The organism is Alcaligenes sp. GW821-FHT11D07 (genome assembly GCF_058808495.1).
Genome location: NZ_JBXART010000002.1, coordinates 743,365 through 765,822, shown reverse-complemented (window position 1 = coordinate 765,822; position 22,458 = coordinate 743,365). Strand labels below are relative to the sequence as shown.

Annotated in this window: 19 protein-coding genes; 12 read left to right on the top strand and 7 right to left on the bottom strand. The window is 57.9% G+C overall.

The features are described from left to right. The first annotated feature begins 13 nt into the window (after nucleotides 1-13). Genes mdcC through AC1RSM_RS12070 form a run of 6 tightly spaced genes read left to right on the top strand, consistent with a single transcriptional unit; the run spans nucleotide 14 to nucleotide 4,561 of the window. A complete protein-coding gene (mdcC, locus tag AC1RSM_RS12095) occupies nucleotides 14-364 on the top strand; it encodes a malonate decarboxylase acyl carrier protein (protein WP_492932793.1) in 351 nt (116 codons plus the stop codon). Then, nucleotides 361-1,263, top strand: a complete 903-nt coding sequence (locus AC1RSM_RS12090) for a biotin-independent malonate decarboxylase subunit beta (RefSeq protein WP_492932792.1) — start codon at nucleotides 361-363, stop codon at nucleotides 1,261-1,263. The genes mdcC and AC1RSM_RS12090 overlap by 4 nt, the downstream gene beginning before the upstream one ends. After that, a complete protein-coding gene (mdcE, locus tag AC1RSM_RS12085) occupies nucleotides 1,260-1,976 on the top strand; it encodes a biotin-independent malonate decarboxylase subunit gamma (RefSeq protein WP_492932791.1) in 717 nt (238 codons plus the stop codon). Before AC1RSM_RS12090 ends, mdcE begins: the two co-directional genes overlap by 4 nt. After that, entirely contained in the window at nucleotides 1,973-2,677 is a 705-nt protein-coding gene (mdcG, locus tag AC1RSM_RS12080) for a malonate decarboxylase holo-[acyl-carrier-protein] synthase (protein ID WP_492932790.1), read from the top strand. The genes mdcE and mdcG overlap by 4 nt, the downstream gene beginning before the upstream one ends. After that, nucleotides 2,667-3,635 (top strand): triphosphoribosyl-dephospho-CoA synthase, encoded by a 969-nt coding sequence (locus AC1RSM_RS12075; protein ID WP_492932789.1) that lies wholly within the window; start codon nucleotides 2,667-2,669, stop codon nucleotides 3,633-3,635. The genes mdcG and AC1RSM_RS12075 overlap by 11 nt, the downstream gene beginning before the upstream one ends. Further along, a complete protein-coding gene (locus tag AC1RSM_RS12070; RefSeq protein ID WP_492932788.1) occupies nucleotides 3,632-4,561 on the top strand; it encodes an acyltransferase domain-containing protein in 930 nt (309 codons plus the stop codon). The genes AC1RSM_RS12075 and AC1RSM_RS12070 overlap by 4 nt, the downstream gene beginning before the upstream one ends. 53 nt (nucleotides 4,562-4,614) lie before the next feature. Here the strand turns inward: AC1RSM_RS12070 and AC1RSM_RS12065 are convergent, their stop codons facing one another. The 3 genes from AC1RSM_RS12065 to AC1RSM_RS12055 form a co-directional block, all read right to left on the bottom strand. Further along, nucleotides 4,615-5,547 (bottom strand): LysR substrate-binding domain-containing protein, encoded by a 933-nt coding sequence (locus AC1RSM_RS12065; RefSeq protein ID WP_492932787.1) that lies wholly within the window; start codon nucleotides 5,545-5,547, stop codon nucleotides 4,615-4,617. A gap of 209 nt (nucleotides 5,548-5,756) precedes the next feature. Then, nucleotides 5,757-6,590 carry a mechanosensitive ion channel family protein gene (locus AC1RSM_RS12060; RefSeq protein WP_492932786.1) on the bottom strand — a complete coding sequence of 278 codons (834 nt, stop codon included), beginning with the start codon at nucleotides 6,588-6,590 and terminating at the stop codon, nucleotides 5,757-5,759. A gap of 502 nt (nucleotides 6,591-7,092) precedes the next feature. Then, nucleotides 7,093-7,707, bottom strand: a complete 615-nt coding sequence (locus AC1RSM_RS12055; protein WP_492932785.1) for a class I SAM-dependent DNA methyltransferase — start codon at nucleotides 7,705-7,707, stop codon at nucleotides 7,093-7,095. Nucleotides 7,708-7,796: 89 nt separating this feature from the next. Between AC1RSM_RS12055 and AC1RSM_RS12050 the strand changes: the two genes are divergently transcribed. From AC1RSM_RS12050 to AC1RSM_RS12025, 6 genes are all read left to right on the top strand, one after another. Beyond that, nucleotides 7,797-8,795, top strand: a complete 999-nt coding sequence (locus tag AC1RSM_RS12050) for an LLM class flavin-dependent oxidoreductase (protein ID WP_492932784.1) — start codon at nucleotides 7,797-7,799, stop codon at nucleotides 8,793-8,795. After that, nucleotides 8,792-9,718 carry a LysR substrate-binding domain-containing protein gene (locus tag AC1RSM_RS12045; protein ID WP_492932783.1) on the top strand — a complete coding sequence of 309 codons (927 nt, stop codon included), beginning with the start codon at nucleotides 8,792-8,794 and terminating at the stop codon, nucleotides 9,716-9,718. Before AC1RSM_RS12050 ends, AC1RSM_RS12045 begins: the two co-directional genes overlap by 4 nt. Nucleotides 9,719-9,793: 75 nt before the next feature. Continuing rightward, entirely contained in the window at nucleotides 9,794-10,816 is a 1,023-nt protein-coding gene (locus AC1RSM_RS12040; RefSeq protein ID WP_492932782.1) for a Bug family tripartite tricarboxylate transporter substrate binding protein, read from the top strand. Further along, nucleotides 10,813-12,423, top strand: coding sequence for a gamma-glutamyltransferase family protein (locus AC1RSM_RS12035; RefSeq protein WP_492932781.1), 1,611 nt, complete (start codon nucleotides 10,813-10,815; stop codon nucleotides 12,421-12,423). The genes AC1RSM_RS12040 and AC1RSM_RS12035 overlap by 4 nt, the downstream gene beginning before the upstream one ends. Nucleotides 12,424-12,649: 226 nt before the next feature. After that, nucleotides 12,650-14,494, top strand: coding sequence for an ABC transporter ATP-binding protein (locus tag AC1RSM_RS12030; RefSeq protein WP_492932780.1), 1,845 nt, complete (start codon nucleotides 12,650-12,652; stop codon nucleotides 14,492-14,494). A 133-nt stretch (nucleotides 14,495-14,627) separates the two neighbouring features. Continuing rightward, on the top strand, nucleotides 14,628-15,392 hold the full coding sequence (locus tag AC1RSM_RS12025) for a glucosamine-6-phosphate deaminase (RefSeq protein WP_492932779.1): 765 nt from the start codon (nucleotides 14,628-14,630) through the stop codon (nucleotides 15,390-15,392). Here AC1RSM_RS12025 and AC1RSM_RS12020 read toward each other — a convergent pair. Genes AC1RSM_RS12020 through AC1RSM_RS12005 form a run of 4 tightly spaced genes read right to left on the bottom strand, consistent with a single transcriptional unit; the run spans nucleotide 15,345 to nucleotide 22,427 of the window. Then, nucleotides 15,345-16,772 (bottom strand): efflux transporter outer membrane subunit, encoded by a 1,428-nt coding sequence (locus AC1RSM_RS12020; RefSeq protein WP_492932778.1) that lies wholly within the window; start codon nucleotides 16,770-16,772, stop codon nucleotides 15,345-15,347. The two genes, AC1RSM_RS12025 and AC1RSM_RS12020, sit on opposite strands and share 48 nt — an antisense overlap. Before the next feature lie 2 nt (nucleotides 16,773-16,774). After that, on the bottom strand, nucleotides 16,775-18,733 hold the full coding sequence (locus AC1RSM_RS12015) for an ABC transporter permease (protein WP_492932777.1): 1,959 nt from the start codon (nucleotides 18,731-18,733) through the stop codon (nucleotides 16,775-16,777). Continuing rightward, a complete protein-coding gene (locus AC1RSM_RS12010; protein WP_492932776.1) occupies nucleotides 18,727-19,905 on the bottom strand; it encodes an efflux RND transporter periplasmic adaptor subunit in 1,179 nt (392 codons plus the stop codon). Before AC1RSM_RS12010 ends, AC1RSM_RS12015 begins: the two co-directional genes overlap by 7 nt. An 11-nt stretch (nucleotides 19,906-19,916) precedes the next feature. Then, complete coding sequence (locus tag AC1RSM_RS12005; RefSeq protein WP_492932775.1) at nucleotides 19,917-22,427, bottom strand: TonB-dependent siderophore receptor; 2,511 nt, start codon at nucleotides 22,425-22,427, stop codon at nucleotides 19,917-19,919. Nucleotides 22,428-22,458 lie beyond the last annotated feature (31 nt).

The window sequence follows — 22,458 nt, the reverse complement described above, 5'->3', positions numbered from 1 at the left end:
TTAGGAGATCACGATGACCACTGTTCCTCACGGCCTGGAAACCCTGGCCTACACCTTCAAAGGGCAAGAGCCCATCGGCCAATTTCAGCCTGTGCTGGTTGGCGTAGTCGGCTCCGGCAATCTGGAAGTGCTGGCCGAGCCCACAGACAGCCGCGAATGCACTATTCACATTCACACCTCGGCACGCGGATTTTCCACCATCTGGGATGCAGTAGTGCGGGACTTTCACCAGCGCCATCCCTTGGCAGGCATCCACTTTGATATCAACGATATGGGCGCCACACCGGCAGTCGTCAGCCTGCGTCTGGATCAAGCAGCCAGTGAAGCGCTGGCCCGCAGCCAAGCCCAGGGGGCTCAGTCATGAGCAGCTATCTGGAATGTTCCGCCCGCCAGCGTGTCCAGGCTCTGTTTGACGCAAAAAGCTTTCATGAATGGTTGCCCCCCGCGCAGCGCTTGAGCAGTCCGCATCTGGCGCAGTTGGGTGTGCCTTCTGCCTTTGATGACGGCGTGGTCATCGGCCATGCTTTGCTGGAGGGCCACGCCGTGTATGTGGGCGCCCAGGAAGGAGAGTTCATGGGTGGTGGGGTCGGGGAAGTGCATGGTGCCAAGCTGGTTGGCCTATTACGCCGAGCCATGATCGAGCGTCCTGCAGGCGTCATCCTGCTGCTGGAATCAGGCGGGGTCCGATTGCATGAAGCCAATGCTGGGCTGATTGCCGTTTCCGAAGTAATGCGCGCCCTGCTGGATACCCGCAATGCGGGTGTCCCCGTCATTGGCCTGATTGGCGGACAAAACGGTTGCTTTGGCGGCATGGGCATTGTGGTCCGTTGCACCAATCACTTGATCATGAGCGATGTGGGCCGACTGGCCATGTCCGGCCCAGAGGTCATAGAGGCATCACATGGCGTAGAGGAATACGACTCCCAGGACCGTGCCTTGGTCTGGCAAACCAGTGGTGGCAAACACCGTTGGCTGACAGCAGACTGCGACGACTTGGTTCCTGACACGGTTGCTGCCTTTCGTCGCGCGGCTCTGCTCGGTCTGCAGCAGCCCGCCCGTGGCCCTGTCACCTTGGAAGAGCTGGAACAGGAGCATCAGCTGCTGAGCAAACGTGCCTCTCTACTGCCTGTAGAGCAATGGAATCAAAACGACAATCAGGCCCAGACTTTGTGGCAAGCACTGGGACTAGAACAAACCGATCAAGTCAGTCAGATGGATGCGGAGGCAGTCAAAGCACTGCGCCGTCAGGAGGTGCAGGCATGAAATGGGAAACACTGGTGGAATCTTTGTTCGACAAGCAGCACAACATTGTTGAGCAGGACCTGTTTTTGCAAGGCAGCGCCGAGTTCGAGGGCCAAACCTTGAGCGTTATCGGCACCACTGATCATGCGCCTATTGGGGTGGACCTGGCGCTGACCCAAGCCCAGGCCGTACTGGACACGATCAAGCACCATCCGGGCCGCAGTCTGTTGCTGTTGGTCGATACCCAGGGCCAGCAATTGCGTCGCCGTGATGAGCTGCTGGGCATCAATCGCGCCATGGCCCATCTGGGCATGTGTCTGGACCTGGCACGACGCCAAGGTCATCAAGTGATTGGTTTGGTGTACGACCAAGCCCTGTCCGGCGGCTTCATTACTTCCGGTTTAATTGCCGATGCCTGCTACGCCGTACCTGAAGCGGAGATTCGCGTCATGCGCATTCCCGCCATGGCTCGCGTGACCAAGCTGCCCGAAGCCATGCTGGAAGAACTGGCCCAGTCCAACCCGGTGTTTGCACCGGGCGTAGATAACTATGTCGCCATGGGCGGCATTCAATCGGTCTGGGACAACCGTTCCCCCGATCAATTGCGCGCTTGCCTACGTGCCGCCTTGGCCCAGCCCAATGATCAGGATCGACGTGCCAGCGACGGCGCTGAACGCGGCGGACGGCGCTTGGCCGCCCAGATCATTGAACAGGTCTTGCAGGCCCCCCAATGACACAAGCGCTGCCCGTTTACCGCCATGACCTGATTACGCTCAGTGACAGCGCGTGGGAGGAAGTTCTGGCGGGTCTGGAACCGGCCAGCCATGCCTATCAGTGCCTGCGCTCTTGGCAGGCGCGGAACTGGCCGCTGGTCGTCAGCCGCCAGCCTGGTGAGCTGCGCAGCGGGCAGCTGCAAGTGGGGATTCCCTTGCCCAGCGATTGGGGGCGGCAACGTCTGACACTGATCGTTCCTCAATCTCAGGTTTCCAGGGTGGACGCATTTCCTGCCGCACACGAAGCCCAAACCTTACTGCCTACGGCTTTGGCACAAGACTGGCTAACTGTATGCCAACAACTCCAGTCCTTGGGCTGCAACGCTCTGGTCTACGGCAGTTATGGCTGGGAGTTGATGACCGCCCAAAGCTATGTACGTGCAGGCTCGGATCTGGATTTGATTCTGCCCGTACAGTGCGGCACACAAGCGGGTCACGTTGTCAGCCTACTGGCACAAGCCGGCCAGTTATGCGGCCTGCCTCGTTTGGATGGTGAGCTTGTGTTCGCTGACGATGCCGCCATTGCCTGGCGTGAATGGCAGCAATGGCGCAGTGGTGACGCTGCCAAAGTTATGGTCAAACGCACGCAGGGCGTGAGCATGCAGGCGCATTCGGACTGGCCCGAACACGCCTCTCTGGGGGAGCCTTCTCATGTTGCTTGATGTGATTGAACACAAGGCATTGCGCTCTTTAGCGAATGCGCAAGAAGCCCTAGACCCATCTCGTTCCTGGAGCTGCGCGGCTATAGGCCGTGCCGCCGTGCTGGCCTTGTACGACGAGTTGATTCTGGCCCCCAAACCGGGGCTAGTGTCCCTGATAGACAGCGGCAGCCACAACGATATGGATGCCAGCACCTTTTATCGCAGTCTGTTTGCCCTGCGCCATTACTTCACCGATATGGCAAAACTGGGGCAACAGCGCGTCCCCTTCAGCCAGCTGCAAACTTGCGGAATAGCAGCAGAGGCTTGCATGCAAAAAGCCACGGGCGGCGTCAACACCCATCGCGGCGCCATTTTCATGCTGGGCCTGCTGTGCGCTGCCGCAGGCGCATGCCTACCTTTTCGAACCCTGACTCCCGCCACGATTCGGGACCAACTTCAAACACTGTGGGGGGCGGCTTTGCATGAGCGCAGCCTGCAGGCTTCGTCCGCACTGCCGGGTGGACGGGCGGTACGCCGCTATGGCTTGCAAGGCGCCAATCAGGAAGCTGCCCAAGGATTTCCCACCTTGTTTGAAACGGCCTGGCCCGCCTGGAAAGTCGCTGTCAACACCTTGTCTCCGCACAGCACACCAGTGTCAGAACAGCAGCTGCAAGCCGTCGGCTTGCATACCTTCTTCTCTGTCATGGCGGTCCTTGACGATAGCAATCTGGCCCATCGTGGCGGACTGGAGGGGCTGCATTACGCACGCCGCTGCGCCCAGCAATACCTGCAAGCAGGCAGTGCCTTCACGGCCGATGCGCTGGAGCGAGCACAGGCTATGCACCTGGCCTTCATGGAACGCCGCCTGTCACCGGGTGGAGCGGCCGACACCTTATCCGCCTGCTGCTGGCTGGACCGTTTACAGGCCCACGCGCCGGGACCGGCCAGCCAGCGCCGACCTACTGGAACCCGACTATGAAAATCGCCCTGCTGTTTTCCGGGCAAGGCACGCAATACGCCGATATGTTGCCCTGGCTGAACCCCACACATCCATTGCTACTACAGATGCAAGAGCAGCTAGCAGTTGCTGATTGGCGTGCCGCCCTGCGTGATGCCAGCTGGGCCAGCACCAATGCCCACGCGCAGCTTGTCTTGACGGCCTGCGCTCTGGCCGCCTGGCAAGAATTGCAAGAGCAGATACCGGCGCTGCGCCCCGCCGCCCAGCCCCTAGTCGCCGTTGCGGGCTACAGCATTGGTGAACTGGCGGCCGCATCCGTGGCAGGCGTTGTGTCGGCCAGCGATACCGTCAAACTGGCTGGTCTGCGTGCCGCAGTCATGGATAAAGCAGGAGCGGGGCAAGACAGCAGCATGCTGGCGATCAGCGGGGTTGCCATTCGAACCATAGAACAATGGTGTCAAGCTCAAGGCACCGCTTTGGCCATCCGTAACGGACCCGATAGCGCCGTGTGCGCCGGGCCTCGTGACAAGCTGGCATTACTGGCCGAATTCGCTCAGGAACAAGGAGCACGCTGCACACCATTGGCCGTTAATATCGCGTCTCACAGCCACTGGATGAGCGCCGCAGCCCAAGCGTTTCAACAGCATTTACAGCAAAGTCAGCTCTTAGCGCCTGCTCTGCCCTGGCCCACCAATGCCGGGGTTTGGGTCCATGATGCAGCCAGCGCCGCCCACGCCCTATCCGCACAACTTATGCAAACCGTGCAATGGGATGCCTGCATGGAACAGATTGAAGAACGCCAGCCTGCGGTGGTGCTTGAAATTGGGCCCGGACGCAGCCTGGCCACTATGTGGAACCAGCGTTATCCCGATATTGCAGCGCGTAGTGTGGATGAGTTCCAAACGCTGGACGGTTTGCAACGCTGGCTGTCGCGCTGGACGCAGTAGGCGGTTTTTAGAGACGGCTATGCGGGACTTGAGTCAGTTGCGAACCCTCGGCCTCAAGCCGTTTTTTTCGCTTCTTTTTCCAGTTGCGTACGCACGATCCGGCAAGCTCGCAGCAGGCTCAGCACATTAGGGCTGCGTTCACGCGACTTCATGCAAACCAGGCCAATCCGCTGCGAATGCCGGTACTCTGGCTCCAGGCTGAGCCATTGAATTTTGTCTGCGAAAACCTCTTTGGCGCGGGCAGGTAATAAAGAGCACCCCACCCCGCCACTGACCAAACTCATCAGCGAGAAAATGTCGCCAGTGCGCATCACAATATCGGCCTCAAATCCTGCTTTGGCCAACATACGCTGCATGTCTCGCCCGGTTGCAAAGTCATCCGTCAGGGAGACAAAGCGCTCTTTGGAACAAAGCGCCAAATCCACTACGGAAGACTCCGAGCCTTGCCAAGCCATGGGGGCCGCAAATAAAAGCTCGTCATCAAAAATGGGGAGCACTTCCAAGTCTGGTTGCGCCGGAGGCAACTCGATCAAGGCGGCATCAATGTGGCCACCGCGCAGCTTTTGCAGCAGCTTTTCGTTGGAATCCAGCACCAGATCAATCTGCAGCAAAGGCTTGTGTACTTTCAACTCCACCAGCAGCCGCGGCACCAGACGGATCGTCAATGAATACATGGAGCCGATGCGCACCTGATCCGAAGAATACCCACCCGCTTCGCGTGCCGCATCAATGCCGTGCTGCAAGGTGCGAATGGTTTCTTTGGCAGCTTCCGCCAGCTCGCGGGCCGACTCCTGCGGCACCAGATTGCGCCCCTCTTGCAAGAACAGGGGGCAACGCAAACCTTCTTCCAGACTTTTTAAGGCCCGGTGCACGCTGACCGCACTGGTGCCCAAATGCTCGGCGGCACGCGCAATCGTGCCGGCTTCCAAAAAAGCCAGCAACACTTCCAGGCGTCGTACCGTGATTTTTTCGTCGATCAGAAACATCGTGAGGGCAGGCAGAAAAACAGCTAAGCAGCACAGGCTACAGTATGGGTGAAGGCTTGGCTAAGTCCAATGCAGGCTAACCCGAAAAAAATGCCCCAAGCCATTGTCAATCAGGCTTGGGGCATTACGATCCGATCGAAAGACAGCTTGGCCTGAATACCTAAGCCAAGGTCTGAAACAGGTGTGCAACCTGCTCTTGAATCAAATCATCAAGCGGCTTTTTGCTCGCCACCGGACTGCAGAATTTCGCGCACCGGGATAGGGGTCTGCAAACCAGCCTGATTAAGCACCTGCACGGCACGGCGGAACAAATCAAAGCGAGCATCCCAGAAGTCTGCAGAATTGATCCAGGCACGCAAGTTAACGGTGATTACACTGTCCTTGTATTCCATCACCATGACTTGAGGAGCAGGGTCCTTCAAGACTTTGTCGTGCTCGTCCAAGAGTTTTTGCAGCAGGCTCAGGGCCAGATCCAAATCATCGCCATACCTAACACCCACACCAAAATCCAGACGGCGCGTTGTATTGCGACTGTAGTTGATGATGGGATTGCCCCAAATCAAGCTATTGGGCAAGGTAAATTGAATTCCGTCCACCTGTTCAAAACGGGTCAGAAACAGGCCGACCTCTTGAACCGTGCCATCCCCCTTGCCCACGATGGACACGAACTCGCCCGCACGCAGGGGACGCAGCATCAGCAACATGATGCCCGCCGCAATATTTTGCAGCGTGTTCTGCAAGGCCAAACCGACGGCCAAACCAGCAGCACCCAGTACCGCAATAATGCTGGCTGTCTGTACGCCAAACCGGGCCAGCACAGCAATCAGCACAAAGATGCGGATCGTCCAGACCGTTACCGTCTGGGCCATAGGCACAATGGTGGGATCAATGCGACTGGACCGGCTGGCCATGCGCTTGATTGCCCGGCCGGCAATGGCTGACAGCCACCAGCCAAAAATAAGAATCAACAGGGCAATCACCACATTCAGAGCCACCGCGCCCAAGGCGGGAAACTCAGTGATCCATGCTTGCAACTTTTCCACGTTTCAATCTCCTCAATAAGATGGCAAAGAACCGAAGGGACTGGCCGCTAAGGGTAACCATTGCTAGACCGAATCATAGCCTTGAGACTGGCTACAACCCAAGCTGGGCACGCGCCCCATCTTATCCCCGAAAACTGTGGATAGCTCATAGGAAAAACTGGGCAAATCAAGAAAACAGGCTTTAGTATCAATTACTTAAAAACCGAGGACATAAAACAGCCAAAAGCATAAAAGCAGCCGCTCTTATCCCCGAAAAATGTGGACAAGTCACAGGATAAACCGTGAATCACTACACTTAGATCAATCTAATCAAGCACTTATAATTGCTGGTCAGAGAATCGACAATTCTTTACCTTTTTTTTCTCTGTATGGGCGCCAAGGGGCCTGAAACCGGCTTATCCACAAAAGATGTGCATAAAAATAGGGAAAACCCCTGTATTAACAATAAATATCGTTATAAAACAAACCCCTAAGTAGGCAGGTCAGGGATTCACCATTTTGATCATTTTTGGAAGGGTACACGCCATAGCGAAGCCAGCCAATGTTGCTCCTGAGGGGGCTTGTCGGTGGGCCGGTAAAAGTGATCAATGTACTCATAACCGGCCTGCTGCAAGCACTGCGACCACTGATCCCAACTGTAGTAACAACCGTAGCGCTGCCCGTTCCACCCTTCTTGCCCCTGCCCGCGCGGATTGGAAGCGAAAAGAACGCCGCCTGGCCGCATACTCTGGCGCAAAGCCACTAGCACTGCTGGCAGTTCCGCACTGGGAATATGGAACAGCACGGCATTGGCAAACACACCATCAAAAGCAGCATGCGGTAAGCTCAAATCCAGAAAGTCCTGATGCAGCACGCTTAAACCGGTTTGCTGACGAGCCATTTCCACAAAGGCCGCACAGCCATCCAAGCCGACAGGCCGATGCCCCAGGGCCTTGAAAGCCTCCAGATCCCGCCCTGGTCCGCAGCCCAAGTCCAGAATATCCACAGGGCCACTAGCACCGATAGCTGCCAGCAAGGCTTGGCGATTCTGGCTGACATCGTGATCCCAGGTGCCCTCCCGATAAGCCTGCGCATGGTCCTGGTAATGATTGACGGTGCGACGACTGGTCTCTTTCATCTGAACATCCTTGCCTGTGTTATGGGTTTACTTGACGCTGCCTAACGATGCCTTGACTATATCCTGAGTCCACTCCGAACCTAAATGCCATGAAGCCTAGCTACCCACTCTCCGTTCTAGACCTGTCCCCTATTGTTCAGGGCTCTACCCCTGCGCAATCCTTTCAATGCTCCGCGGACATCGCCCGCCACGCCGAACAGTGGGGGTATCACCGCTACTGGCTGGCCGAACACCACGGCATGCCCGGTATTGCCAGCGCCGCCACGGCCGTGCTGATCGGTCACATTGCCGGTCAAACCAGCCGCATTCGCGTCGGCGCGGGCGGCATCATGTTGCCTAACCATTCCCCGCTGGTGATTGCCGAACAATTTGGCACCCTGGCCTCGCTCTACCCCGGCCGCATAGATCTGGGTCTGGGACGTGCTCCGGGTTCCGACCCTGAAACGGCCCGTGCCCTGCGCCGTAATCTGAACAGCGACCCGGATCAGTTTCCGCGTGATGTGCTGGAGCTGATGGACTATATGTCCGATGAGCCCCGCAACCGCATCATGGCCGTACCAGGCCGTGGTTTGAATGTGCCCGTCTGGATTCTGGGCTCCAGCCTGTTTGGGGCCCAATTGGCGGCCGCGTTGGGCCTGCCCTATGCCTTTGCCTCGCACTTTGCACCCGCTCAACTGATGGATGCCATTGAGGTGTACCGCCGTCAATTCCAGCCTTCCGTGCACCTGAAAAAACCATACGTCATGCTGGGCTACAACATGTTTGCAGCCGACACCGAAGACGAAGCCAAGCTGCTGGCCTCCTCCTGGCAGCAGTCGTTTGTGAACCTGCGCAGTGGCCGCCCCGGCCAGTTGCCTCCTCCTGTGCGGGACTACTACGAACAAAGCAGTCCGTCCGCTCAGCACCTGCTCGATTCCTTGCTCAGCTGCACGGCAGTGGGCAATCCCGAACAGGTACTTAGCCAGATGAAGAACTTCATCCAGCTGACGGGCGCCAACGAGCTGATGCTGAACGCCAACATCTTTGATCACAAGAAGCGCCTGCGCTCCTACGAGATTGCCGCCGAGCTGCGCGGCAGTCTGGTATGAACCCCAGACACCTTCAAGAGACCGCACTGCGCTACTTCCAGGAGGTAGCGCGTTGTGGTTCCATCTCCCAGGCGGCCAGCAATCTGCATGTGGCCACTTCGGCCATCAGCCGCCAGATCAGCGGCCTGGAAGAAAACCTGGGCATGGCCTTGTTCGAGCGCCATGCCCGTGGCATGAGCCTGACCGCAGCCGGTGAATTGTTGCTGGCTCATGCGCGCCGCAGCGCCCTGGATGCCGAACGCACCTTGCATGACATTGCTGCCCTGCAAGGCTTGCAAACCGGCTTGATCCGCATTGCTTCTTCGGAAGGTTTGGCCGCACAATTGCTGCCTCAGTGCATTGCGCAATTCAGGCAAAAACACCAAGGCATCCGCTTTCAACTGGATGTACTGCCACCGCACAAAATCACCATGCTGCTACTGAGCGGCCAAATCGATATCGGCATCAAGTTCACCCAGACAGCGGAAAAAGACATCAAGACCTTATTCCGGCGCGATGCCCCCGTCATGGCGCTGACGGTTCCTGGACATCCCGCAACCCGCACGGAACGCATCAGCCTGAAAAGTCTGCTGGCCTACCCGCTGGCCCTGCCTGGGCCGGACACCACTGTGCGACAAATGATGGATGTGGCCTGCAGCGCGCAGAACCTGAGTCTGGACCCGGTGTTCAGCAGCAATCACATGCAGTCCTTGCATCAGTTTGCCCTGACCGGAGCAGGTGCAACCGTGTCGGCCCTGCTGTCTGCCCGCCATCTGATTGAACAGGGTTTGTTGCAAGCCAGCTATATCCATGAGCGAGGCCTGCTGAACCGGCAAATCGAAGTACAAGCCTTGGCTGGCCGTCGTCTTCCTTCTATCGTGCGTCGCTTTCTGGACGAGCTTTTGCCCCAGCTGGAAATAGACCCGCCAGCCTTGCCAAAATAGCAAGGACTCCCTGCTTATTTGTTGCTGGTTCGGCATGACCGCCTTTCCTATCATCTCTGAATTGAGGAGATAGCCATGACCCGTCCCGCCCTGAGCACAGAGCAGCCCACTTCGACACAGCGCCCCTGGCGTCGTCTTGCCCAAACGTTGCTGGGTGCCGTACTGGCCACCAGCAGCCTGGCCGCCCAGGCCACCGATTGGCCCGAGCGTCCGATCCGCCTGATCGTTCCCTTTCCAACCGGCGGCGCCACTGATGTCATCAGCCGCCTGATTGCCGAATCCGCGTCCAAAGAGCTGAATACCACCATCATTGTGGATAACCGCACCGGCGCTGGCGGCACCATCGGTTCGGCCGAAGTGGCCCGCGCCAAGGCGGACGGCTACACCTTCTTGTTCAGCACCAGCAGCACCCACGCCATTGCGCCGCATCTGTACAAGTCTCTGCCCTACGATGCAGAGAAAGACTTCACGCCCATCGCCCACCTGGGTGATGCCGCCAGTGTCTTGCTGGTCAATCCCTCGGTTCCCGCACAAACCTTGCCGGAGCTGATCGAATACGCCCGCGCTCATCCGGACGAACTGAACTACGCCAGCAGTGGCAACGGCACGATCGTGCACCTGGGCACCGAAGCTTTTCTGAATCAGGCAGACATCGTGATGTCTCATGTGCCGTACCGCGGCACAGGACAGGCCATCAACGATATGTTGGGCGGTTCCATTCATGTCTTGCTGGACGCCATCCCCACCGGCATGCCCTACGTGAACAGCGGCCAGTTGCGCGCCCTGGGAGTCACCGGCCAACAACGCTCGCCCCTGGCTCCTGATCTGCCTACCTTTCAGGAATCCGGTCTGCCCGGCTATGAGTCCATAACCTGGTTTGGCCTGTATGCCCCTGCTGGCCTGCCCGACGATATTCGTGACAAAGCCTTCGACGCTTTTGCACGCAGCATTCAAGATCCTAAAGTACGTGCCCGCCTGCAAACATTGGGCGTGGATCAACCCCGTAGTACCAGCCGTGAAGAGTTCATTACACTGGTACGCGAGGACAGCGCACGCTGGCAAGGCCTGATCAAACTGACTGGAATTCAGATCCAATGAACAACACCACTGCTACCGCGATGGACTGGGCCAACCCCTACCCATCCGCTCGCTCTGCCGTACTGGGCCGCAACATGGTCAGTACCTCCCACCCCTTGGCGGCCCAGGCGGGCCTGCGAATGCTGCAATCGGGCGGCAATGCGGTTGATGCGGCCCTGGCAGCCGCTATCGCTTTGACCGTCGTCGAACCCACCGGCTGCGGCATTGGCAGTGACGCCTTTGCCATTGTCTGGGACGGCAAAGAACTGCATGGCCTGAACGCCTCCGGGCGCTCTCCCCGCGGCTGGTCCCCGGACCGCTTCAAAGGCCACGAGGCCATCCCTGACAAAGGGTGGGAAAGTGTCTCTGTGCCCGGTGCCGTGTCGGCCTGGGCTGAGCTGTCCAGCAAGCTGGGCCGTCTAAGCCTGGAACAAGTGGCTGCCCCCGCGATTCACTACGCACGCGATGGTTTTCCAGTGTCGCCGGTCATTGCTCGATTGTGGGAACTGGGCCGTCAACGCCTGGGCGATCAGCCCGGTTTTGCTGAAGCCTTTTTACGTGATGGCAAAGCTCCCGTTGCGGGCCAGTGGTATCAGAACCTGGATCAAGCCAATACCCTGGAGCGCATTGCCGCTACCCAAGGGCAGGACTTCTACACCGGCGAACTGGCCCGCCGCATTGCCGACTTCTCGCGCCTGCATGGTGGTGCCATGGACGAACAGGATCTGGCCGAACATCGTGCCAACTGGTGCGGCACCATCAGCCATCCCTTTGCGCAATCCGTCATTCACGAAATTCCGCCCAATGGCCAGGGCCTGGCTGCCCTGATTGCCCTGGGCATCATGGAACAAGCCGGTATCGGACAGCAGCCGCTGGATCATATCGATACGATTCACCTGAGCATTGAGGCCATGAAACTGGCCTTTGCCGACCTGTACGAGCACCACGCTGACCTGGAACACATGATCCATCAGCCCGAGCACTTGCTGGACCCGGCATACCTGCGTGAACGCGCGGCCCTGATTCAAATGGACAAGGCCGGTGACCCGAAGCACGGCCTGCCCGGTCCGTCCGGCACGGTCTACGTGACTGCAGCAGACGCCAACGGCATGATGGTGTCCTTGATTCAGTCCAACTACATGGGCTTTGGTTCGGGCGTGGTTGTCCCCGGCACCGGCATCAGTCTGCAAAACCGGGGCCACGGTTTCAATCTGCGTCCTGGCCATGTGAATGAAGTGGCAGGCGGCAAGCGCCCCTCGCACACCATCATTCCCGCCTTTGCCATGAATGCTGATGGCACCCCACAAATGTCCTTTGGCGTCATGGGTGGCCCTTTCCAATCCCAAGGTCATGTGCAAATGGCTTTGCGCGTCTTGCTCTATGGTCAAAACCCACAAGCCGCAGCAGATGCCCCACGCTGGCGCGTCACCGGTGGCCGTGGCGTGGCGGTGGAACCCACCTTCGACCCGGCCATGGTTCAGGCTTTGCGTGAACGTGGCCATGACATCGTGGTGGAACCGGGCAGCGGCGTGTTTGCTTTTGGCGGCGCGCAGCTGATCTTGCGTCAGGGCGAGCACTACGTAGGCGGTTCGGACCCGCGTAAAGACGGACAGGTGGTGGCTTACTAAATCCGCCATCAAACCCCTTATCAAAATCCGAATGGGGGCTGATCCTGGATCAGCCCCCAGTATTTGACGCTTCTACGAGACAAAGACTGTGTATTTATCAGGTTTTCTATAGCCTGTTTAAACGACTGCGTTACCATCAAAAAATTGCCGCTCTCTACCCAACAAGCGGTTTTTTTTCTGTCACACGGCCCTATCATCCTCAGGCCCGTACGCTGGAGCCCATTTGGTGCTGTCATTCTTTGAACGTCGTCTCGACCCCTATCCCGAACAACACGTAGATACGCCCCCCAAGGGATTTTTCCCCTTTATCTGGTCCTGCACCAAAAATTCGCGGGGCTGGATTGCCTTGATGACCGTCACCTCCATCGGCCTGTCGGCTTACGAGGCGATGCTGTTTGCTCTGCTCAGCTTTATTGTGGACTGGCTGCCTTCTATTGAGCCGGCCCAGTTCTGGGGCCATCACGGTGGCACCCTGCTAACAATTGCTGCCATCCTACTGGGCAGCGTGCTGTTGATTTGCCTGCATACGCTGGTCATGCACCAGGTGTTGGCCATCAACTTTCCCATGCGCCTGCGCTGGCTGTTCCATAAGTTGATGCTGAACCAGAGCATGTCCTTTTACGCGGACGAATTTGCCGGTCGCATCACCACCAAAATCATGCAAACCGCGCTGGCAGTGCGCGAGACCCTGTTCATGGCCGTAGAAGTGGTCGTGGGCATGAGCGCCTACCTGATCGGTATCCTGATTTTGGCAGGCAGCTTTGATCTGCTGCTGATTTTGCCCTTCCTGTTCTGGCTGCTGGGCTATGCCCTGGCCTGCGTTTACTTCGTGCCACGCCTGGGTAAAGTAGGGGCTGATCAGGCCGATGCACGCGCCTTGATGACGGGCCGCATTACCGACGCCTATACCAATATCAACACGGTCAAACTGTTTGCCCATACCCGTCGTGAAGCCGACCATGCAAAAAATGCCATGCGCCGGTTTCAGGAAACAGGCCACGCTCAGATGCGCCTGATCAGCCTGTTTGAAGTCACCAACCACGTGCTGGCGACGCTCTTGCTGATCAGCTCTGCCGGGCTGGCGCTGTACCTGTGGTCTATCGACCAGTCCTCCGCCGGTGTGGTGGCAGCCGTTATTGCCATGGCGCTGCGCCTGTCCGGGCACTCGCACTGGCTGATGTGGGAACTGACCAATCTGTTTGAGAACGTCGGCACGATTCAGGACGGCATCAATACCCTGACGCAAGAGCCTACTGTGGTCGATGCTCCGGACGCCAAGCCTTTGCAAATTACTCAAGGCCGCATTGAATTTCAGGACGTGAGCTTTGCCTATCGCGATAAAAGCCGTCAGGTCATCGACAAGCTCAATCTGGTGATTCAACCCGGTGAGCGGGTCGGCTTGATCGGACGCTCGGGCGCGGGCAAATCCACCCTGGTCAATTTGTTGCTGCGCTTTCACGATGTGGATAGCGGCACCATCCGCATCGACGGCCAGGACATCGCCCATGTCACACAAGACAGCTTGCGTGCCGCCATTGGCATGGTGACGCAGGATACGTCCTTGCTGCACCGCTCCATGCGCGACAACATTCTGTATGGCCGCCCCGAGGCTGATGACGAGCTTTTGCATATGGCCGTTGACCGCGCAGCTGCCACCGAATTCATCCCGCAACTGCACGACCGCCAAGGCCGCCAGGGCCTGGAAGCCCATGTGGGCGAGCGTGGAGTGAAGTTGTCGGGAGGCCAGCGCCAGCGTGTCGCCATTGCACGTGTCATGCTCAAAGATGCCCCCATCCTGTTACTGGATGAGGCCACCAGCGCCCTGGATTCTGAAGTGGAAGCAGCCATTCAGGAAAGTCTGAATACCTTGATGCACGGCAAAACCGTGATCGCCATTGCCCACCGTCTGTCCACCATTGCTGCGCTGGATCGCTTGATTGTGCTGGACCAAGGCCAGATTATCGAGCAAGGCAGCCACCAGCAACTGCTGGAGCAAGGTGGTTTGTATGCCCGCTTGTGGGCCCGTCAAAGCGGTGGTTTTCTTGGGGAAACCGGCAAGCAAGATAGTTAATACGTGTCACTTGCTTGCAAAAAAAAACTGACGGTACGCCTTTGTGCCATTAGAATTTCAGCAGATCAAACTTCGCCGTGCTTGCGGCGAAGTTTTTTTTCAATTCATCACGGCCTATATAAACAATAAGATTATGTTTTTAGTGTTCCCCGATTCTGCAGCCATTGCTGCGCACCTTAGTGCCCACCTTCAGAACATTATTCGTCAAGAACCTAATGCAACTCTGGGTTTGGCAACGGGGGGAACTATGGAACCCGTGTATGCCCGTTTCGTTCAAGACGTACGCGCCAGCGGCCTGGATGTGTCCGGGATCAACAGCTTTAACCTGGACGAATATGTAGGTCTTTCCGCCCAGCATGAACAAAGCTATGCCTACTACATGCAGCAGCACCTGTTCAGCCAATTGCCTTTTGACCCCGCACGCCTGCACCTGCCCAATGGCCTGACCACGGAGCTGGAACAACACTGCAAAGCGTATTCAGCGGCAATCGCTGCCAGCGGCGGCGTGGCCTTGCAATTATTGGGCGTAGGAACCAATGGCCACATTGGCTTTAATGAGCCTGGCACACCGTTTGACAGCCTGACCCATGTGGTTGCCCTGTCCGAGCGCACACGTCTGGATAACAGCCGCTTTTTTGACGCGATGGATGAAGTCCCCGCATCGGCCATCACCATGGGGATTGCCGACATTCTGAGCGCCCGCGAGATTGCGCTGGTTGTCACGGGCGAGCACAAGGCTCGCACCATGCTGAACTACCAAGACGGCGGCATTACGCCCGACTTGCCGTTCACCGCACTAAAGCAGCACGCCAACGTCCAGATCCTGCTGGACGAGGCGGCTGCCAGCCTGCTAGACCCCAGCCTGTGTCAGCGCCCCGTCATCAGCTACGCTGCCTGAACGGGCTTGCCAGCCCCCGCCCAGCGCTCTGAACAGCGCTGCGCGAGACTGCAGCCGCGACTGCATCAGGCTCACGCGTACATCTTGAGCAGCGTACAAGGTGCGCTGCGCATCCAATAAAGACAATAGCGTCTCCGACCCGGAGCGGTATCGTGCTTCAGCCAGTTGAAAGGCCAACTTGGCCTGCTCCCATTCCAGCTCCATGATCTGCGCCTGCGCGTCCAGGCTCTGCAACTGAGCCAGCACACCCTCTACGTCCATATAGGCCTGCACGATGGTCTGACGATATTGCGCCAGCCATTCTTGCAAACGGGCATCACTCAAGTCTTTGCCCGCAGCCAGACGGCCTGCATTGAAAATAGGTGCGACTAAACCGCTGATCAGGCTATAGACGGGATGACGCAAACTGTCCTGCCAATGATCCCCCGACGCCCCGGCTCGGGCGCTTAAAGTCAGGCTAGGATAGAGCGCTGCCCGTGCAACATGCACATCAGCATGAGCAGCGGCCAATTGGGATTCAATGCGCGCAATATCCGGACGCTGGGCCAACAATTGCGAGGGCAAACCTGCCTGCAGTTCCGGCACCTGCAAGTTGGCAATATCCTCCAGCGGTTCTGGCAGAATTTCGGTACGGCCTAACAAGGTCGACAGCTCGACCCGCGTTCGTATGGCCTGCTCTTCCAACACAAATAATTTGCGCTGCTGAGAGGCCAATAGCTGACGCTGCTGGGCCAACTCCAACGGCGAAGCCGCCCCCGCTTGCAAACGGGCTTCCAACAAACTGAGCAAGCGTTGCGCCACCGCCAAGTTTTGCCGGGCAATGGCTACCCGCTGTTTGTCACCTAACGCTTGCAGACTTAAATGCACGACCTGGGCCTGCACACTGACGCGCAGCACATCCAGTTCATAGCCAGCCGCCTGAGCCTGGAACAAGGCACTGTTGGCCTGTGCGCTATTGCGCCCCCATAGATCCAGCTCATAGCTCATGAACACGCCTGCCACAAACTGAGAGCGTGAATCTCCATGACTGGATGAGAACGGCGCATCCCGCTGTGCAGACAGATTGCCTTGCAGTTCCGGCAACAGGCTGGCTCCCGCAATTCGAGCCTGGGCCTGAGCCTGCAACACACGAGCCTGGGCCTGACGCAGCACCGCCACATCCCCCAGGGCTTCCTGCATCAAGGCATTCAAGCCTGGGCTGTTATAAGCGCGCCACCACTGCGGCTCTACCTGTACGCCTGGCGCCGCAGCCGTGCTTGTAGCTTGCTGATAATTTTGCGGCAAAGCAGGCGCTGCCTTATCCAAATCTGTAGACAGCGACGTGCACGCCTGCAGCAAAACAGTAGTCAGGGTCCCCAGTACCCAACGATATGGAACCATGTTTACTCTCCTGCCAAGGCTTGAACGGGGTCCAAAGCGGCCGCCGTACGTGCTGGCATATAGCCAAAAACCATGCCCGTCACCACGGCGCAGCCAAAGGCGCCCAAGGCTGCCCGCAAGGAAAACACCACATCTACCCCACCAAAAATCAAACCTATCCCCACGATGGCCCCTGCCAGCACACCCAGACATCCACCGGTAATCGTCAACAAAACGGCCTCGGTCAGAAACTGCCTCATGATGTCGCTTTGACGTGCGCCCGTCGCCATACGTATGCCAATTTCCCGGGTGCGTTCGCGCACTGTCATCAGCATGACGTTCATGACACCGATCCCTCCCACTACCAGAGACACAGCTGCAATCAGGCCCAGCATCATGCTCATGGCCTGACGGGTCGATGCTTCAGCCTGCAAACGGGCAGCGGCATTTCCGATGGAAAAGTCCTCTCGCCCCCCGTGGCGCTGTGTCAGCAACTGACGCATATCCTGCTCGGCCTCCAGGACCGTAGAGCTATCTTGCGCATCAATCACCACATAGTCTGGCTGGGTCTGCGCCTGATACACCCGTGCCCGGGCCGCGTGGTAGGGCACAAAAACCATATCGTCATAGTCTTGAGCGCCTGAATCCGCACCGCGCTCTTGCATCACCCCAATTACTTCAAAAGGCGAATTGCCAATCAGCAGCTGCTGCCCCAAGGGCACGTCCATATCGGGAAAGAAATGCTTGGCCGCACGATAGCCAAGCACCACCAAAGGAGCCAAATCCCGGTCTTCAGCATCGGTGTAATAGCGCCCTTGAGCCAAGTTCCAGCGGTGAATGTCGGGCATGCTGTCATTGGCGGCAAACACATAAACCTGCCGATCCACACTGCCGCGCCGCACTGTGATGGGGTCTCCAATCACCGGCATCACCCGTCGTATCAAGGGCAGCTCGCTGATCGCCTCCAGATCCTCTTGCGTCAACTGGCCCTTGGCAACTCCATTGGGCGGCGAGGAGCTGCTTAAATAAATGATGGTGGTACCCATGGTCCCCATCTGATCCATCACCCGTTGACGAGCCCCCTCCCCCACAGCCAGCATCACGATGACCGAGGCCACCCCGATAATCACGCCCAGCAAGGTCAAGGCGGTGCGATGCCGATTGATAAACATGCTGCGCAAGGCACTACGCGCTGCATCCTTGATTTCCGAAAACCAGGGCGAGCGGCGGTGTTCTGATTCAGGCAAGGGCTGCTTGGCTTTACTCTCCGGGGCCCCGTTGGGGCGACTGTCGGAAAGAATGCAGCCATCACGGATTTCAATAATCCGATCCGCCATGGCAGCAACCTCATGGTCGTGCGTAATCAGAATAATGGTGTGCCCGGAATCCGAGAGCTTGCGCAGCAAGGCCATGACCTCTGCACCGCTGCGCGAATCCAGCGCCCCGGTGGGTTCGTCCGCCAGGATCACTCGGCCGCCATTCATTAGCGCACGCGCAATCGACACCCGCTGCTGCTGGCCGCCCGACAACTGATTGGGCCGGTTATCCAGCTTGTCGGCCAGACCCAGGCTACTCAGCAATTGAGCTGCCCGCTCGGCACGAGCGTCTTCATCCATTCCGGCGTAAATCGCCGGCATCTGCACGTTTTCGCTGGCGCTTTCGGTGGGGATCAGGTGATAGCCCTGAAACACAAAACCGAAAGTCTCGCGACGCAACTGCGCCAGTTCATCGGGGTTCAACTGCGCAACATCCCGGCCTTGGAACAAATAGGTTCCACTGCTGGGCTTATCCAGGCAGCCCAAGAGATTCATCAGCGTAGATTTGCCCGAACCGGAGGCCCCCACAATGGCCACAAACTCGCCCGGCTCGATGCTCAAACTGACATCGAACAAAACCTGTACAGCCGGTTTAGTGCTGGGTGGACCACCGTAGATACGATTGATATCGCGCAGCTCAATCAAAGGAGGCGCCGATCCTACCATTGCAACCACCGCCAGCCACGTTCAGGAGTAAGCACTGCCAGCACGACTTGTTCACCCTTGGCGATGCCATCCAGCACCTGCACTTGATGGCGATTACGCACACCCAGACTGACCGGTTTTTCCCGCAACTTGCCCTGTTCCAACACTGGCACGGTGTAAGCATCGGGACCGCGCTGCGGATCAGCACGCAAGGCAACCAAGGGCACCAGCAAGGCCTGATCGGCACGATCAATCTCAAACAGGACCTGAGCCGTCATTTGCGGCATCAACTCGCCATCTTCATTGTCCACATCGAACAGAACCGTATACATAATGGCCTGCGTGGCGGCGGGAGTGGCTGTCGTGCTCTCGTCTTGAATACTGCCTTCGGGCGCGGGCATGATCTGGCGCACCTTGGCCTGCCACTGGCGAGCCTGGGTTTCGCCCTGCTCTCCCAGGGTCGTGAAGGTCACTGCCATGCCGGGTTTGATGCGCCGGATATCGGCCTCGGACACACTGGTCCAGACTGTCATGGTGCTCAAATCAGCAATGCGCAAAATATTCGGCGTTTGATAGGTGGCGTTCAAGGTCTGCCCTTTACGCGCTTGCACACCAATAACAGTGCCGCTCATGGGAGCATAAATGCGTGTGTAGCCCAGTCGAGCCTCATCCGCCTTCAAAGTGGCCTGAGTCTGCTCCATCTGCGCCTGCACATGCGCTACCCGCGCTTGAGCAGTGGCCAGGCTGGCCTGGGCAATCTGTATATCTTCCTGGCGGCTAGCCTGCTGACGTTCCAACTGGCGCTGCCGTGTCAACTGCTGCCGCGCCAACAAAAGCTGCGCCTGCTGCTCGGCCAGTTGAGCGCGATACGCTGCCAAGGAAGCCCGGCCCGCATCGACTGTTGCCTGCTGCACGCTGGGGTCAATCTCCACCAGCAACTGGCCCTGTTCCACCTGATCGCCGGGCGCAGCAGGCAAGGCCGTAATCTGTCCCGACACCTGTGCCCCCACATCCACATAGCGGCTAGGTTTCAAGGTGCCCACGGCGGCTACCGTCGCACGAATATCGCTTTGCTCCACAGCCACGGTTTCAAACTGCTCCGACGAACGCCCGGCCTGCGCTGCCAGCGCGCCGAGCACCAACACCGCCAGAACGGCCAACGCCCAGCGGCGCTTTACTGCTTTGGACTTCATAAATAATCCCGTTAAAACCGCAAATCAACGCCCGCCCGAATCATCCGTGGCTGGCCGTAAACAGCGGTATTGGTGGTAGTTAGGTAATGCTTGTCGAATAAATTACTGACATTGACGTAGGCTGTGACCTGCTTGTTCAAGGGGTAGCGAGCCATCAAATCAAAGACGGCAACACTGGGTAAATCCAGACGTTGCTTGCCGGAGGGGCCAGAAGCGGCGTTATAAAACCTGCTTTGCCAGCGCACACCGCCCCCCACCGTCAAACCCTGCCCAATAGAAGGAAAGCGGTAAGAGGTGTAGAGCTTAAAGGTGTTGTCAGGCACCGTCGTCAGCAAAGGTTTGCCGTCACGGTCCTGCGCAATCACACGGGTAAAACTGGCCGATGCTTGCCACTGCGGCGTGATCTGGCCTGCCGCTTCCAGCTCTATGCCCCGAGTCAGAGCACCGGACACGGCCTCGTAAGCGGCATCACCATTAGGCGCAAACGCGCCAGGGATCACGACCGCAAAGTTTTCCTGGCGGGTGCGAAACAAGGCCAGACCCAGGTTCAGCTGCTCATCCAGATAGCTGCCTTTGAACCCGACTTCCATGCTGTTGCCCGTACGCGGGTCCAGGTAATTGCCATCAATGTCACGATTGTCCTGGGGCTTGAAGATATTGGTATAGCTGCCGTACACGGACCAGTGCTCGGACAGGTCATAGACCAGACCAAAGTACGGCGTGAACTGGTCGTTTGCCGTGCGCACGGTTTCAGTGCGTTTGCCACTGGCATAGTTAAGCGAGTTTTTATACAGGGACCAACTGGTCAGGCGCCCCCCCACCAACACGGAAAGATCATCAACAGGTTTGAAACGCACCGTGGCATAGGCACTATTCACTTTTTCTACAGAACGCGTTTGGCCGATGGTCGGGTTATTGGGTTCGCCAGGCTGCCGACCATCCCAATTGAAGATATTGTCGATATCGCCCGTCCAATTGTTGTGCCACCACAGGTTGTAGCTGGGTGCCTCGTCCCGCGTGCGCGAACTGGTAAATCCCACCACCGCATCATGCTGTCGGCCCAATAAGCTAAAGGGGCCGCTGGCGCTGACATCCAGACTGGTCTGAACTGGCTTGCCACCCCAACGGCCCGCCCACACGGACGCCCCGGCACCTGTCTGACGATCCGGGAAGCCCCGGGACGCATAGCCCAAGACTTCGTCGTAATAAGTCTCTGAGCGATCCAGCACACCTTTCAAGGTCCAGTCGTTTTCAAGGTGATGTTCCAGGGACGCAAACAGACTTTGGCTGCGGCGTTGAGAATAAGCCCAACTGGCTGCCGAGGACGTCGAGCGGTCCCAGTCGATCATTCCGCCATCGGAATAAAAAATGGGCAAGCCACGGCCAGCGTGGTTAGTGCTCTTATGTTCCTGAAAGGTGTATCCCAGACTTAATAAGGTTGAGGGCGACAAGTCTGCTTCAAAAATACCGTAGAAGATTTTCTTTTTTTCGTTAAGGCGATCAATGAAGGAATTGCTGTCCTGCCAGGCGGCAACCGTGCGCAGCCGCATGCTGCCGGACTCGTCCAAGGGCGTAGACAGATCCGCCTCGCCCCGGTAGTGATCCCAGGAGCCCCCTTCCAACTTGCCCCGTATCTGAAAATCTCGTGTTGGGCGCTTGCGCATCATATTGATGGTTGCACCCGGTTCACCCACGCCGTTCATCAGGCCACTGGCACCGCGCAGTACCTCCACCCGATCGTACAAGACCATATCGTTGCTTTGGAACAGGCTCCGGTAGCCACTAAAGGTCTGGCCCATGCCATCGACCATGTAGTTCTCCACCACAAAGCCGCGTGCATAAATCATGCTGCTGTCTGAACCGGAATTCCCCCCAGCCACATACACCAGCCCTGGGGTCTGGTTGGCCACATCTGACAATTGGGTCAGCCCCTGATCGTCCATGCGCTGACGTGTCATCACGCTGACCGACTGCGGCGTTTCCCGCAAGGACAAATTCAAGCGGGTCGCCGTGCTGTTGGAGTCCGCCGTATAGGACTCGGAGCCTTCCGTCACCCCGGCACCCAGCCCACTGCCTTGAACCCGGATGGGAGCCAATGCCTGGGCCTGCTCGATATTGCTGCTGGTCGGTGGCAAGGGTTGGGCACTGATAATGACCGCCGATCCACTCACCGATGCCAGCAAGCCTGTACCGGTCAGGGCTTGTTCCAATGCTTGGTCCAGGGACACCTCACCTTGCAAAGCAGGAGCTGTGCGCCCTGCAGCCAGGGCGGCATCCAATAAAATTGCCACGTTCCACTGACGCGCCAAGGTATTGATGGTGATACTCAATGGCTGAGCTGGCACGGCAATCGTGCGATTGCTTAACATGATGGCAGCAGCCCCCTGAGCCTGTGTCTGAGACCAGGCAGGAGTGCCCACGGTACTCAAAGCAAGCAGACAGCTCGCTCCCAACACAGTCAGGCGAGCGGCCACATAAACAGAACGAGTAGAGTCACCAGAACGGCGCAAAAGGGATTTCATGGCAAGAGGTCCTTGTATAGGCTTTCCATGT